The sequence below is a fragment of the Mesorhizobium sp. M7A.F.Ca.CA.002.09.1.1 genome, from assembly GCF_003998555.1.
In the GTDB taxonomy this organism is placed as follows: Bacteria; Pseudomonadota; Alphaproteobacteria; order Rhizobiales; family Rhizobiaceae; genus Mesorhizobium; species Mesorhizobium ciceri.
This window is the reverse complement of sequence record NZ_RZRR01000042.1, coordinates 1-13,974: the sequence shown is the minus strand read 5'-3', so window position 1 is coordinate 13,974 and position 13,974 is coordinate 1. Positions and strand designations below refer to the sequence as shown.

Below are 13,974 nucleotides of genomic sequence, written 5' to 3'. Positions count from 1 at the left end.
CTGCCAGATCGCGCCGCCGGGATCGACCGCGTTCAGCCTGGTGCCTTCGAGCGGCCCGCCGACGCCGTGGAAATACCACCACGGCACGCCGTTCTGCATGGTGACGACTGATGTGTGGTCCCCAAGCAGCGGTGCGATCTGGTCGAGCGCCGGGGTGAGGGAATGGGCCTTCAGCGCCAGCACGACATAATCCTGCACGCCAAGTTCCTCGGCCTTGGCGGCGGCCCGGACGGGGACGGACGTCTCCTGGCCATCCTCGATCAGGCGCAGGCCATCTGCCTTGATCGCTTCCAGATGGGCGCCGCGCGCGACGATCGAGAGATCGGTGCGGCCGGCGGCGGCAAGCTTGGCAGCGAGATAGCCGCCGATCGCACCGGCGCCGAAGATGGTGATCTTCATCGTCAAAGCCCGAGTTTGGCGGCAAGGCCGATGCGCTGCAATTTGCCGGTCGCGCCCTTGGGGATCTCGTCCAGGATCAGGATCTTGCGCGGCACTTTGAAGTCGGCAAGCCGCGTCGCGGCATAGGTGCGGATGTCGCTCTCAGCGGCGCTGATGCCTTCGCGCAGCACAACCGCCGCCGCCACCTCCTCGCCAAGCTTGTCATGCGGCATGGCGAAGGTGACGACCTGTGCCACCGCCGGATGGTCCATCAGCACATCGTCGACCTCGAGTGGCGAGATCTTTTCGCCGCCGCGATTGATGATCTCCTTGAGCCGACCGGTGACCCTGAGATAGCCGTCCCCGTCCAGCACGCCCTGGTCGCCGGTGTGGAACCAGCCATGCGCGAAAGCCGTGGCGTTGGCATCCGGGTTCTTTTCGTAGCCCGTCGTGACATTGGGCCCGCGGATGACGATCTCGCCGGACTCGCCTGCATCGAGCAGCCGCCCGTCGGGCGCCATCACAGCCACCTCCGGCCCGGCGGAGGCACCAACGCTGCCGGGCTTGCGCTGGCCCGGCGGCAGCCGGTTCGAGGCCATCTGGTGAGCCGCCTCGGTCATCCCGTAGGATTCGATCACTGGGCAGCCGAAGGTCGCTTCCAGCTCAGTCATTACCTGCGCCGGCAGCGACGCCGAGGACGAGCGGATGAAGCGCAGGCGCGCCGCCGCCAGCGCCTCGGTGTTGCGTGCCGCGCGGGCCAGGATCGCCTGATGCATGGTCGGCACCGCCGTGTACCAGCTCGGCTGCGCCTCGCTCAGCCACTGGAAGAAGCGCAGCGCGTTGAAACCCGGCGTGCAGTAGATGCTGCCGCCGGCAGCCAGCGACGACAGCACGGCCGCGATCAGGCCGTGAATGTGGAACAGCGGCATGATATTGAGGCAACGGTCATCGGCCGTCAGGCCAAGCGTGCCGCCGATATGAGCTGCCGAGGCCGCGATGTTGGCATGGCTGAGCGGCACCAGTTTTGGACGCGATGTCGTGCCGGAGGTATGCAGCAGCAGCGCAATGTCGCTGTCTTGCGCCATGTCGGGCGCGGCCTTCGGTCCGATCGCCGCGCCCTCGATAGCAAAACTGCCGGCCGGTGTGCCGGGCTGCACGACGAGCCGCAGCACGCCGATGCCGAGGCGTTCGGCCACCGTCACCGCGGGGCCGGTCTCACCCTCCGCGACGAGGATCGCCTTGGCGCCGATGTCGGTCAGGTAGAAATCGAGCTCGTCGGCCCGGTAGGCGGGGTTGAGCGGCGCCGTAGAGGCGGCGGCCGCCACGGCGACGAAGGCGGTGGCCATCTCGGGCCCGTTCGGCAGCACGATCGCCACCCTGTCGCCGCGGCCGATGCCGCGCGCATGCAGCTGTTTTGCCGTGTCGGCGATCATGCTGCGCAATCCGCCATGGCTGAGCGTTGCCCTGTCGGGCGCCAGAATGGCGGGGGCGTCGTCGGCGCCGGCGGCGAGACGGCGGGAGAGATCTGCGTGGGTTTCAGTTTGGGTCATGATCACCGGCTGGATTTCGAACGATTACTGGCGAGAGCCCTTCTGACGGGCTTGCCTCGATATGGGCGCCATTGGACAACGGATCACCTCAATAGCCAAGCGCCAAACCATCCTTGCGCGGATCGGAAGCGCCGGTCAGCGTCCCCTTCTCCCAGTCGATCAGCACCACCTGCCCCCCGCCAAGCGGATGATGCGGTTCGGCGATGCGGTGGCCGCGCCGGCGCAGGCCCTCGGTTGCATCAGTGGGAACGCCACGCTCGGCTTCCACTGTGTCATCGTTGTAAAACACCCTCGGCGCATCCAGTGCCTGCTGCGGGTCCATGCCGAAATCGATCATGTTGGTGAGCAGGTGGACATGGCCAAACGGCTGGTAACCGCCGCCCATGACGCCGAACGGCATCACCACGCGGCCGTTCTTCGTCGCCATGCCCGGCATGATCGTGTGCATCGGCCGCTTGCCCGGCGCGATCGCGTTCGGATGCGCCGGGTCGAGGCGGAAGCTCGAACCACGGTTCTGCAGCACGATACCGGTCTTCGGGCCGACGACGCCACTGCCGAACGAATAATAGGTCGAGTTGATGAAGGAGACCGCGTTGCGGTCGCGGTCGACGATGGAGATATAGACCGTGTCGCTGCCGGGCAGCTCGACGCGCGGCAGATGCGTGATGGCGCGGTCGCGGTCGATCTCGGCGCGTAGCCGGTCGGCATAGGCGCCGGACAGGAGCTGCTTCAGGGGCACCGGGACATGGTCCTGGTCGCCGACATAGCGGTCGCGGTCGCGGTAAGCCAGGCGTCCGGCCTCGATCTCCAGATGCAGGCGTTCGGCGCCATTGGGGTCGAGCCCGCCAAGCTCGAAGCCCGACAGCAAATTGAGCATCAAAAGCGCCGTCAGCCCCTGATTGTTCGGCGGCATCTGGTGGATCTCATGGCCGCCATAGGAGGTGCTGACCGGCGCCACATAGTCGCCTCTGGTCGCGGCAAAATCCTCGGCCGTATGAAGTCCGCCCAATTCGTTGAGCCGGCTCACCATATCGTCGGCGACCGCGCCTTCGTAGAAACCGGACCGGCCGTGTTTGGCGATGATGCGCAAGGTCGCCGCCAGTTCCGGCTGCCGATGGACGTCACCCGCCTTCGGCGCCCTGCCGCCGGGCAGGAAGATGCGCGCGGCATGCTCGTCGGCCGACAGGTCGGTCTCCGGCTCGGCCCAGTCGAAGGCGACGCGGTCGTGCACGACATAGCCGTTCTCGGCATAGTGAATGGCCGGCGTCAGCGCCTCGGCAAGGCCCTTGCGGCCATGGTCTTCGAGCAGGCGGCTCCAGGCGTCGACGGCGCCGGGTACGGTGACCGCATGCGGACCCTGCAGCGGGATGCGGTCGAAGCCTTTTTCGAGATACCAGCCGACCGTCGCCCTGGCCGGCGCTCGCCCCGAGCCGTTGAAGGCCAGCACATTGCCTTGTCCTCCGGGAGAATAAAGCACGAAGCAGTCGCCACCGATGCCCGTCGATTGCGGCTCGACCACACCCTGCACGGCGGCGGCGCAGACCGCGGCGTCCATGGCATTGCCGCCGGAGCGCAGCATGTCGATGGCCGCAAGCGTTGCAAGCGGATGCGAGGTCGCGGCAACCGCCTCGGTGGCACGAACCGGCGAGCGGCCGGGAAACTGGAAATCACGCATTCTGTCTGAATATCCCCTAGTCACTTCTGCAAATTGGTCGCTTCTGCGAATTGATCTGGTGAAATCAATGCCGCCGGCCGAGCCGAGCAGCACGCAGGCGCCGGTGACGATGAAGGCGACCTTGAAGGTGGTGATGAAGGTCTTGATGTAGGAGGCCTGCTCGAAGAATCGCGCATAATTGGCGGCGCTGAAGCCGCCCGCTTCGTCGAACAGCGACAGCCAGAACAGCCAGCCGATCGGCACGATGATGATGGCGAAGACCAGAAGCAGGCTTGGCGACAACAGCGCCAGCAGCCGTAGTGATTCACGCCGGGCGTCGGCGTGAAGTCCCTGCGTGTTGAGCTCCCGGCCTGCGGCGCTGCCGATCTCTTCCATGAGGGCGGGCTGCGCGCTCATCAGTCTGCCGCCACCAGGATCGTGTCCTGCGCATCGAGACCGAATGAGACTGGCTGGCCGGGCGCCGGCATTTTGGCCAGCACATCGCTGCGGCAATAGTCGCGCAAAGTCAGCTGGCGGCCGTCGCGCAACGCCGCGTAGCAGACGAAGCTGTCGCCCTGATAGATGATGTCGCTGACTTTCGCCTCGAGCACGTTGACGCCGCTTGTCGGTTCGGCGTCTGCCAGGAGCCGCAGCTTTTCCGGCCGCACCACCATCAGGTGCTGGCCAGCTGCCGGCACTGGTGCCGCGGTATGGATTCTCCGGTCCTCGTACCAGACGGAGCCGTTGCGGCACTCGACCGGAATGAAATTCGATTCGCCGATGAAGCCGGCTACAAATCGCGTTTGCGGCCTGGCGTAGAGGGTTTCAGGCTTGTCGAGCTGTTCGATGCGCCCGGCGTTCATGACCGCGATGCGGTCGGACATGGTGATGGCTTCGCGCTGGTCGTGCGTGACATAGACGGTGGTCATGCCGAGCCGGCGATGCAGGGCGCGCAGCTCGATCTGCATGTGCTCGCGCAGGCCCTTGTCGAGCGCCGACAAGGGTTCGTCCATCAGCACGATGCGCGGCTCGAAGACGATGGCGCGTGCCAGCGCCACACGCTGTCGCTGGCCGCCGGAAAGCTGGTCGACCCGGCGTTCGCCCAGGCCCTGCAATTTCACCAGATCGAGCGCCTTCTCGACACGTTCGGCCGTCTCGGCGGCGGCGACGCCGCGCTGCTTCAGCGGAAAGGCGATGTTGTGGAAGACGTTCATGTGCGGAAACAGCGCGTAGTTCTGGAACACCATGCCGATGTTGCGCTTGTGCGGCGGCGTGGTGATGATCTCGTCGCCGCCGACCTTGATCGAGCCGGCATTGGCCCGCACGAAACCGGCCAGGATCATCAGCAGCGTCGTCTTGCCGGAACCGGAAGGGCCGAGCAGCGTCAGGAATTCGCCGGCCTCGACATCGAGGTTAAGGTCGCGCAGCACCGGGACGCTGCCAAATCGTTTCTCGATCCCGCGCATGCCGATGGGCAACGCGGATGGCGCAATGGACAAGATTTTTCGCTCCTTAGCCGCAGAGAACAGGTGGCGAGGCAGTGGCTGGTTACGCTGCCCGCCGTAAGCTTGTGTCCGCGGCCTATTGCTGGACCAGATTGTTGAACTTCTCCGTCGCCTCGACCAGATTGTCGCGCCAGAACTCGGCGTCCTGCAGCACCTGTTTCTTGACGTTTTCGGGCGCCGAATTGATGTCCTTGATCCTGTCCTGCGGGATCTTGCCGGTCTCGAAAGCCTTCTCGTTTACTGGGCCATTGTCGACGTAGAGCGGCAGATTGGCCTGCAGCTGCGGGCTGACGAACATCGCAAGCGCCTTCATCGCGGCTTCCTTGTTCTTGGCACCCTTGGGGATGACCATGCAGTCGGCGGTCAGCACGCCCTGGTCGAAGGAGAAGCTGACCGGCGCGCCTTCCTTCTTCAAGGTGCCGGCACGGCCGTTCCAGATGCTCGCCATGTCGACTTCGCCATCCTTGACCAATTGCATGGCCTGAGCGCCGGAGGTCCACCAGGCGTCGACATGGCCACGGATCTTGTCGACGGATTTCAGCGCGCCGTCGACATCCACGGGATAGACCTTGTCGATCGGCAGGCCCGAGGCGAGAGCCGCGACGCTCAGCGTTTCGGTCGCCTGGCTGCCGCTCAACGCGCGCCGTCCCGGAAACTTTTCCACGTTCCAGAAGTCGGCCCAGGTCTTGGGGCCTTTGTCGCCGAACACATCGGTCCGGTAGATCAGCACGACGGAGGTGTAGGAAATGCCGACCCAGTCATCATGGACAAGCTTCGGATTGATGCCGCTCTTGTCGATAATGCCGTAGTCGAGCTTCTCGAACAGCCCTTCCTTCGAGCCGCGTGCGCATTCGTCGGCGCCAAGCTCGGTGATGTCCCATTTCACCGCATTGCCGGTTACCTGCAGCCGTACGTCGTCGAGGCCGTTGGTGGTGTCCTCCTTGATGGTGATGCCGAGCGCGTCGGCGGTCGGCTTGAAGAACGCCTTGGTCTGCGCTTCCTGGTAGGTGCCGCCCCACGAGGCGACGGTGATGGTGTCGCCCGCCATTGCGGGGGCCGCGAGGGAGGCCATGAGGCCCGCCATCGCAACGATACTAACGCTTCTGGTCCTGTTCATTTTTTCGGCTCTCCACCGGTGTTCCCATTGTTTTTGATTTCGCATTCTATTTTGTATACAATTTTGAGTGTAGCTTGGGGATCAGCGATGTCAACACCGATCGGCGCGCCTGGGGCCGTCAACCCGGGCTGGGAGATGGGGCGCCGGGGCGTGGCAAACCGCGCCGACTTTGAATACAGCTATGCATGAGAACATATGCCGGCGGAAAGACCGGAGAACTGGAAACGGAACTTGGCCAAGGAAACCAAAAACACGCTGCGCGACTCGGTCTATTCCGCGCTCAAGGCGATGATCGTGACCGGCCAGATTCCGCCGGGCTCACGCGTCACCGAAAACGACATCGCGGCGAAGCTGACTGTCAGCCGCACCCCGGTGCGCGAGGCCTTCAACCGCCTCGAGCGCGACGGCCTGGTCACCGGCCGGCCGCGCCAGGGCTATGTCGTCACCGAGTTCGACATCAACATGTTCCGCGAGGCCTTCGAGATCCGCGAACTGCTCGACGGCCACGCGACGGCACTGGCCGCCGCTGCTGCGACGGAACAGGACAAGGCGCGGCTGCGTGCCATGCTGGCCGAATGCGAGCGGCTGGCCGCCATTCCGGAGCGCACCACGCGCGAAAAATTCCAGGAGCTCGAAGTCGGCATCGACCTGCACCGCGTCATCGCCGAAATCAGCGGCAATGCGATGCTGCATGGCATGCTGTGCGGCATCCTCGACAAGTGCCAGCACTATGTCTGGACCGAACTGTTGTGGCTCGACGAATGGAAGATCGCCCGCGACGAGCATGCCGAGATCGTCGAGGCGATCTGCGCCGGCGATGCCGCCCGAGCCGGCACGCTGGCCCGCGCCCACGTAAGGGGCTCGCGCGACAATGTGCTGCGCCTGCTGCAGGCGAAATCGGACTACCAGAGTTTTCTGGCCAAGGCGTCCTGAGCGGCGCTGGCGGCGGCGTCAGATGGTCCGAGCGGCCATGGATATTGCTATCGACAGCACTACTATATGTCTCACGAACTGCGACGAGGACGGTCCAGTGCTTCCCTCGACAGGGCTCGATCGGTTGAGCGCATTTTCGGATGGCGTGTTCGCCGTCCTCATCACGGTGCTGGTCCTCGACTTGCGCCCGCCGGAGTTGCCGACGTTCAAGGCGCTTCTGGAGCTCTGGCCGACATGGCTGAGCTACAGCGTCAGCTATCTCTTCATCGCCATCGTCTGGGCGAACCATCATCATCTGTTACGCCACGCCAGGGAGGCGACAGCCAGCCTGATGTGGTACAATTTCGCGCATCTGTTCTCGGTTTCGCTGCTGCCGCTGGCGACCGCGTGGATGGCGGTCAGCGAGCTGGCGCCGCAGCCGGTCGCCTTCTACGCCGCCGTCTTCTTCCTGGTGAACCTGACCTACATTCTTCTGATCCGCGAACTCATCGACCCGATGCCGGAGAACGCGGTTCCGCTCGCGGTGCGCAAGCGCATGCGCATCCGGTCGCTCGCGACGCTCTGCCTATTCGCGCTGGCGGGGCTGGTCGCCCTGAAATATCCAGTCGCGGGCTTGGCGATCTGTTGCTGCTGCTTGGCCGTCTATCTCAGGCCGGAAGCGCCGGGGGCAGGCAAAAGCTCGGGCAAAGGCTGAATTCTCGCACCCGACGCGTTGGACGGCTTCAGCCCTTGCGCTCCTGAAGGCTGTTGCCGCCATCGACCACCAGCAGGGCGCCGTTGACATAGCTGGCGCCTTCCGAGGCCAGGAACACGACCGCGGCGGCCACCTCATCCGGTCGCCCGGCCCGCGCCGGCGGCGTATTCAGGGCGGCTTGCCGCTCCATCTCGCTCGACGACCCTGTTTCGATCCAGCCGGGAGCCACGGCGTTGGCCGTGATGCCGTTTTTCGCCACTTCGAGCGCCAGCGTGCGTGTCAGGCCGACCATGCCGGCCTTGGCGGCGGAATAGGCTGATGTGCCTTCGAAAGACACCAGCGGTCCGGTGACCGACGCCACATTGACGATACGCCCATAGCCCGCTTCGACCATCGCCGGCAGAAACGCCTTGGTGACGAGGAATGCCGTCTTCAGGCTGACGTCGATCCCCTGATCCCAGTCGGCCTCGGTCATGGCGAGAAACGCCTTGTCGACCGATGGCGATGCCAGCGAGCCCATGCCGGCATTGTTGACCAGGATGCCGACCGCGCCGACATCAGCCCGCAACCGCGCGACATCGGCAGCGATGGTGAGATCGGCGACCACGGCCTTGGCGTCGATGCCTTCTGCACGGAGCTCAACGGCGCGATCGAGCACACGCCCACTGGCACCGGTGAGAAAAACGGCATGGCCGGCATGGCCGAGCTGGCGGGCAATGGCGAAGCCGATGCCGTCGGCCGCTCCGGTCCCGGTGATAAGTGCTCGCTTGGTGGTAGTGATGGATGTCAATTCAGGCTCCGTTGGTTCCGCCTGCCGTGCGCGGTCGAACGCCAGCGGTCACAATCGTCGAACCATATAATCCATGGGGTACATAGCGCGCCTATTTTTCCTGTTAAATCGCATGCAGCGCGTCGACGGTATGGAAACCCGAAACACGTTCCATCATGGAAATTCAGTCCGACCAGCTCGCGGCTGTGAAAAAGAAGTAGGGGGAAATAGTCCTAGGTTGTGACAGGCTTCGGCAAGGTGAGCCAAGGTGGACGCTTGAGGTGGACCCGACTGCCGCCGACACTTATCTTGCGATCATACCGGGCTGAGAACTCGGAAATGAGCATGAGCGCCGCGAAGTAGGCTTCCGTCGCATAGCGGATTGTCCATTTCGTACCCAGACCGTACCGTCCTTCCATCATCTCGCGTGAATTGGGGAGCTTCTTTAGGAGGCCGCGGTTGATGCCGGAACAATGCGGAAGCGCGTCGTCGTAAAGGTAAAAAAGGTCGTGGGTTTCACGATACTTTCTGCCTGTCTTTTGAAGAATGAATGCCTTTATCGTCCGTTCGATTGCCATCTGCATCGACCACATTGCAGCGCCCCTTGCGGTATCACTATCAGTAAGCAGACCTATTGCCGCGTTTTGAAGATCAGAAAGAACCCCATCAATCAATTCCGTGATTTCATGATCCGGCGCGGTCACTCCCATCGTGTTCATTCTGATCCTGCGCAAGGCGGTGGCCACCGCCGTCGTCCTCGTTTTCAGTTTTCGGCTTTCCGTCAGGTCTATCTTCGCGAGGTTGGGCGGGTTTACGAGCCAGTCGGTGGGCGTCTCGCCCTGTTCAATGCCAAGGGGGAAATGAAGCCAAACGGTTTCACCAGGTGTCCCCGGCGTGGTGCGTGTTAGTGGAACGCGGATTTCAATCGGGACATGCCGAACAAGCACTACGCCCGACGCAAAACCCTCCCCGCTACTCTGATCAAAAGCACTTCCGTAGGTATCGCGATACCATGTCTCAATATGGTGGAAGATCACCGCAAACCATGGTTTCCCTGCAAAATCCTCCTTCGTGTCGCCCCGAATGTCCAGAATGCTTTCTAGAACGAACTTGATTGAAGCCCTAAGCGGACGTTGCCAAAGTGGGAGCTCCTCCACCTGAAGCTCCAAGTCGATTAGCTGCATATGCTCGGCAATAGCTTCTTCAAGCGTCACTTAGGACCTCCGGTCGTGCGGAACAATTATATGATGGAGAAGGAAGTAACGGACAGGTCGACGCTTTTCCCATAGATGTTCGAAAATTGCGGATTGTTGCCCCGTCGCCGCGTTCCCATGTTCCGGCACTCAAACCGGAGACAATGAAATGCCGAAGTCAACAATCAGTGCCGCCCTTTTACAAGAGCACCTTCACGGTGGCGGGTCGGTCTATGAAGAGGGGCAGAAAGCCTGTCGACGCCACGTCCCGCTGCGCAAATGCCCCTATACGGATAGCGGTCGCCGTGAAAGGTGGATGAAGGGCTGGCACGATGAACAGGCTGAGTTCATGACCAGCTAGGTCGTCCGCATGAGATCTATGAGGTCTGCCGAACTTGAACTGAAGCGCAAGGAGTATTTCAGTCCTCCCGGTTCGCCCATGCGATCATTTCGTCCGTCACTTGAACCGGTCGGGACTGATAGAGCTTTGAGATTGTTACGAACCGATCAAGGACCTTTTGGTCAACATCCGCGTCCACGTCAAAATCTCGTTTGAGCCGTTCTTTGGTTTCCCGCCAGACCTTCAAGGCGTAACCTGCCAAATCCTCCTTGATCGAAATCTTGAAGGGGTCTTTGATGTCTTCAGGTATCTCGCGAAACTGCGCCCAGCGCCGATTGTAGCCTTCATTGTCACGGACGGGACTTCCAAACTCCTGCTCGATCCTTTGCCTTGCAGCCTCTTTTCCTTTATTCGTAGCGGCTCTTAGTTTCCTGATTTCGGGCATCGTCATGTCGAAAAGGAAAGTGTCATCCATTTCCTTTTTGATGTCCGAAAAATCGACCTTCTGTCCAAGGGTGTTGTGCTGCGTGACAAGATCATCATAGAGCTTCCAATGATCATTCCACTTTCCTGCAACCCCGATACGCCCCGCCTTCACCTTTCCAAGTATAACTTCCCGCGTGTAGATCGAAACGATATCGCGCAAGCGTTCAATGAGGTCAGCGGCTTCTTTCTGCTTGTCCTCCCAAAGCTCCGCTTCAAAGCCCAGCCCTTTGAAGCGTTTGAAGCGCGAAACGTTGGCGTAGAGAAAGCTGAGAAAGCCAAGGCCAAAGACTGCGGCGGCTTCTGTCACTTTTTCCTGATAGATCAATGTCAGGCTCGCGCCGAGCAGGGCCAAGCCGACGATCACAAACAAGACCCGTTCCCAATTCGTAACGAACCACTTCCCAAAGGGTTTAAGCATTGCCTTGATTGATCCCCGCGCCTTCTTGCATAGATGGCGGGAAGATCGGCAATGCGCAACTGCTACCCGTTCCGTGAGGCTGCCCGAGAATGGCTTCCTCACGGTTTGTCACCCTCGATGAGAGTAGGACAGCCAGTGAACCGCATATGAATTAGTGGGAGTATCCGTGGGGCTTTGAGCCCCATTCCGGGATTTTTACGGCTTTTTGTTCCCCTCTAGGCTGTTGAAGGCAACATAGAAAAGGTCGGAAATCCCAACGGTCTCATATAATTGTTTGGCGCGCCCGAAGAGATTCGAACTCCTGACCCCCAGATTCGTAGTCTGGTGCTCTATCCAGCTGAGCTACGGGCGCGCAACAGGCCATGCTTTCCATGACCCCGCAATCCGATCGTAAACGACCGGTCGCGACGAGACGTGTTCCCTAGCGACTGAATTTCGGAAAAGCAAGCCGATCCGGCAAAAGTTTTGTCACAAGTGCCTTGGTTGGTGATGAAGGCTGGGATTCCGGCAGATGGCAACGGTCCGAAGTTGAGCCGGTTCCTGCTCATTGGAAGAAGCATCGGGCCAGAGGACAAGAGGGCCGGGCGACCCGGCGCTCTAAACCGTCACGCCGGGCGGCGCAGGCCGTTGCGGGCCTGGTCGAGCCGGACCGGCTGGTCGGGGATGGTGACGGCGAATGTGGTGCGCCCGCCAATGCTCTCGACCAGCTCGACCGTGCCGCCATGCGCGCGGATCAGTTCGTGCGCGATCGCCAGGCCAAGGCCGGTGCCGCCGCTGCGCGCCGAGCCGCGAAAGGCCGCGAACAGGTTTTCCCGCGCCTTGGGCGGCAGGCCGGGGCCGGTGTCGCTGACGGCGATGCGGCTGACGCTGCCCAGGCGCACGGCCGACACCGCCAGGCGGCGCACCAGGGCGCTTTCACTGTCGGTCGCCATCGCTTGCACGGAATTCCGGCACAGATTGGTCAGCACCCTGAACAACTGGTCGGAATCGGCATCGACCTCGAAGGCCGGCTCGACCGAATTGACGAACTCGATGCCTTGCTCAATGTCCAGCAGGCCGTGCACGTCCTCGACCAGTTGCCGCAGCCTCAGGCGTCGGCGCGCCGGCGGCGGCTCCTGCGTGCGGCCGTAGTGAAGCACGCCTTCGGAATAAGACACGGCGCGGTCGAGCGCGCGCAGCAGTTTCGGCGCGAAGGCCTGCACCGTCGGATCCTTGACCTGACGCAAGCGGTCCGACATCAGCTGCGCCGAAGCCAGGATGTTGCGCATGTCATGGTTGATCTTGGAAACCGCCAGGCCGAGATCGGCAAGATGCTTCTGCTCGGAGAGCATTTTTTGCAGCCGTTCCTGCATCTGCGACAGCTCGCGCTCGGCAACGCCGATCTCGTCGGCGCGGGCAGCCGGATGGATGATCCGCCCGGGATCGTCGGGCGCCTCGGAGAAGGACAGCATCGAGCGCGTCATCGTCCGGATCGGCCCGATCATGATCAGGTCGATGGCGGCGTAGACCAGCATGGCGGTGAACAGCGAGATCAGCAGCGAGACGAAGGCGACGTTGCGCGAATAGCGCAGCATCGCGTTGCGCAGGCTGTTGTCGGGCATGATCAGCTCGAACTCCTTGTCGGATTCGCCGACCGGACCGAAGACGCGCAGCATACGGTCGCCGCCGAAAAACAACGTGTCGAGCGCACCGGTCATGCCCTTGATCATGCCGATCGAGGCGATATCGATGTGTTCGTCGACCTTCGGCGGCATTTCGGCCACCACCAGCAGCCGCGAGACGCCTCCGTCGCGCACCGCGATCGCCTTGGCGCCGATCGCCATCAGCACGTCGTTCTGCGCCGTGCGCGACAGCGAGGTGGGTTCACCCTGCACCAGCACGATCGACACCGCCGCCGCCGTGCTCAGCCGCTCCTTCAGCCAGTTCAGCCGGTAGCTGGCGATCCAGGGCAGGAAGATCAGCACTTCGGCCAGCAGCACGAAGACGATGGTCAGCAGCAGCAGCTTGGTCGACAGGCCGCGCGACAGCGGCACCGTGCGCACGCTGGCCGGCGCCTCGGTGGACCCCGCCGTGCCGATCCCTTCCTGTGCCTGTATGGTTTCGCTCATGCGGCTAATGTCTTCACGATCACTTGATCAACGCAGATTAGGCGATTACGGCTTTTTTGCCAATTTCATCCTTGGTCGCAAACATAAACCGGCCTGAATGGCGAAGCTTTCGGCCCGACGACTCCGGATTGACTTCCAAAAGCCTTCTTTCTATAAGCCCGCACACGCTCGGGCCATTCGTCCCGGCGCGGTTTCGATCGCGCCAAAGCCGGCTCGGCAAAGCTCCTGTTACACAGTGACAGAATCAAGAAGGGCCGCACCCCCGCGGTATTAAAACAAATGAAGCGTACCTACCAACCGTCCAAACTCGTCCGCAAACGTCGGCACGGCTTTCGTGCCCGCATGGCCACCAAGGGTGGTCGCGGCGTCGTCGCAGCTCGCCGCAACCGCGGTCGCAAGCGGCTCAGCGCCTGAACGGAAGACGAGATCGTTGCCCGCATCCGGCAAGCCAGTGGGACCAAATCCCAAGCGGCTTCTGAAGCGCGCGGAATTCCTGGCTGTCCGTCGTGGTGAAAAACGACGCGGGCGGCTTTTTCTCGTCGAAGTTCTCGACCGCGGCGACGGCCTGTCGCCGCGCGTCGGCTACACCGTCACCAAGAAGGTCGGCAATGCGGTTGTCCGCAACCGCGTCCGGCGGCGGCTGCGAGAAGCCGTCCGTACGCACGCCGCAAGTGACATGGCGCCTGGCAATGACTATGTCATCGTCGGGCGCGAAGACGTGCTTACCACTCCGTTCGGCCAGTTGAAGGCCGAACTCTCCCGCCGACTGCGCGGAACACGATAGGCCAAGGGCTTTCGATGGAAAACAACCGGAACTTCTTCATCACCA

13 protein-coding genes and 1 tRNA gene are annotated in these 13,974 nt (G+C 62.4%); 4 read left to right on the top strand and 10 right to left on the bottom strand.

Annotated features, from left to right (window positions below; all coding sequences use genetic code 11):
* The 5 genes from EN994_RS03665 to EN994_RS03645 all read right to left on the bottom strand — a co-directional run.
* Positions 1 to 399: 2-dehydropantoate 2-reductase N-terminal domain-containing protein (locus tag EN994_RS03665; protein ID WP_164745805.1), on the bottom strand; the 399-nt coding region annotated here is incomplete at its 3' end.
* A 2-nt stretch (positions 400 to 401) separates the two neighbouring features.
* Complete coding sequence (locus EN994_RS03660) at positions 402 to 1,928, bottom strand: acyl--CoA ligase (protein ID WP_063170421.1); 1,527 nt, start codon at positions 1,926 to 1,928, stop codon at positions 402 to 404.
* 88 nt (positions 1,929 to 2,016) lie between these two features.
* Positions 2,017 to 3,603, bottom strand: coding sequence for a gamma-glutamyltransferase (gene ggt / locus EN994_RS03655; protein WP_063170422.1), 1,587 nt, complete (start codon positions 3,601 to 3,603; stop codon positions 2,017 to 2,019).
* Between the two features lie 395 nt (positions 3,604 to 3,998).
* Positions 3,999 to 5,081 carry an ABC transporter ATP-binding protein gene (locus EN994_RS03650; protein WP_063169709.1) on the bottom strand — a complete coding sequence of 361 codons (1,083 nt, stop codon included), beginning with the start codon at positions 5,079 to 5,081 and terminating at the stop codon, positions 3,999 to 4,001.
* 82 nt (positions 5,082 to 5,163) lie between these two features.
* Positions 5,164 to 6,204 carry an ABC transporter substrate-binding protein gene (locus EN994_RS03645; RefSeq protein WP_024502105.1) on the bottom strand — a complete coding sequence of 347 codons (1,041 nt, stop codon included), beginning with the start codon at positions 6,202 to 6,204 and terminating at the stop codon, positions 5,164 to 5,166.
* 231 nt (positions 6,205 to 6,435) lie between these two features.
* Here EN994_RS03645 and EN994_RS03635 point away from each other — a divergent pair, with 231 nt between their 5' ends.
* Together EN994_RS03635 and EN994_RS03630 are read left to right on the top strand one after the other, a co-directional pair.
* On the top strand, positions 6,436 to 7,137 hold the full coding sequence (locus EN994_RS03635; RefSeq protein WP_164745804.1) for a GntR family transcriptional regulator: 702 nt from the start codon (positions 6,436 to 6,438) through the stop codon (positions 7,135 to 7,137).
* A gap of 124 nt (positions 7,138 to 7,261) precedes the next feature.
* Positions 7,262 to 7,831 carry a TMEM175 family protein gene (locus EN994_RS03630; protein ID WP_027161123.1) on the top strand — a complete coding sequence of 190 codons (570 nt, stop codon included), beginning with the start codon at positions 7,262 to 7,264 and terminating at the stop codon, positions 7,829 to 7,831.
* 28 nt (positions 7,832 to 7,859) lie between these two features.
* Here EN994_RS03630 and EN994_RS03625 read toward each other — a convergent pair whose 3' ends face one another.
* From EN994_RS03625 to EN994_RS03605, 5 genes are all read right to left on the bottom strand, one after another.
* On the bottom strand, positions 7,860 to 8,621 hold the full coding sequence (locus tag EN994_RS03625; RefSeq protein WP_063169710.1) for an SDR family NAD(P)-dependent oxidoreductase: 762 nt from the start codon (positions 8,619 to 8,621) through the stop codon (positions 7,860 to 7,862).
* 212 nt (positions 8,622 to 8,833) lie between these two features.
* On the bottom strand, positions 8,834 to 9,814 hold the full coding sequence (locus EN994_RS03620) for a hypothetical protein (protein ID WP_127224210.1): 981 nt from the start codon (positions 9,812 to 9,814) through the stop codon (positions 8,834 to 8,836).
* A gap of 398 nt (positions 9,815 to 10,212) precedes the next feature.
* Positions 10,213 to 10,989, bottom strand: coding sequence for a hypothetical protein (locus EN994_RS03615; RefSeq protein ID WP_127224211.1), 777 nt, complete (start codon positions 10,987 to 10,989; stop codon positions 10,213 to 10,215).
* A gap of 323 nt (positions 10,990 to 11,312) precedes the next feature.
* A tRNA-Arg gene (locus tag EN994_RS03610) sits at positions 11,313 to 11,389 on the bottom strand.
* 253 nt (positions 11,390 to 11,642) lie between these two features.
* Positions 11,643 to 13,145: a HAMP domain-containing sensor histidine kinase gene (locus tag EN994_RS03605; protein WP_027161119.1), complete on the bottom strand. Its 1,503-nt coding sequence runs from the start codon at positions 13,143 to 13,145 to the stop codon at positions 11,643 to 11,645.
* Between the two features lie 279 nt (positions 13,146 to 13,424).
* On the opposite strand from EN994_RS03605, the gene rpmH reads away from it, so the two are divergent.
* Both rpmH and rnpA read left to right on the top strand, forming a co-directional pair.
* Positions 13,425 to 13,559, top strand: coding sequence for a 50S ribosomal protein L34 (gene rpmH, locus EN994_RS03595; RefSeq protein WP_008833937.1), 135 nt, complete (start codon positions 13,425 to 13,427; stop codon positions 13,557 to 13,559).
* A 16-nt stretch (positions 13,560 to 13,575) separates the two neighbouring features.
* A complete protein-coding gene (gene rnpA, locus EN994_RS03590) occupies positions 13,576 to 13,929 on the top strand; it encodes a ribonuclease P protein component (protein ID WP_013528505.1) in 354 nt (117 codons plus the stop codon).
* Positions 13,930 to 13,974 lie beyond the last annotated feature (45 nt).

Excerpts from the sequence above, each read along its gene's own strand:
- EN994_RS03660 (WP_063170421.1), bottom strand. The coding sequence starts at position 1,928 with ATGACCCAAACTGAAACCCACGCAGATCTCTCCCGCCGTCTCGCCGCC.
- ggt (WP_063170422.1), bottom strand. The coding sequence starts at position 3,603 with ATGCGTGATTTCCAGTTTCCCGGCCGCTCGCCGGTTCGTGCCACCGAG.
- EN994_RS03645 (WP_024502105.1), bottom strand. The coding sequence starts at position 6,204 with ATGAACAGGACCAGAAGCGTTAGTATCGTTGCGATGGCGGGCCTCATG.
- EN994_RS03605 (WP_027161119.1), bottom strand. The coding sequence starts at position 13,145 with ATGAGCGAAACCATACAGGCACAGGAAGGGATCGGCACGGCGGGGTCC.
- rpmH (WP_008833937.1), top strand. The coding sequence starts at position 13,425 with ATGAAGCGTACCTACCAACCGTCCAAACTCGTCCGCAAACGTCGGCAC.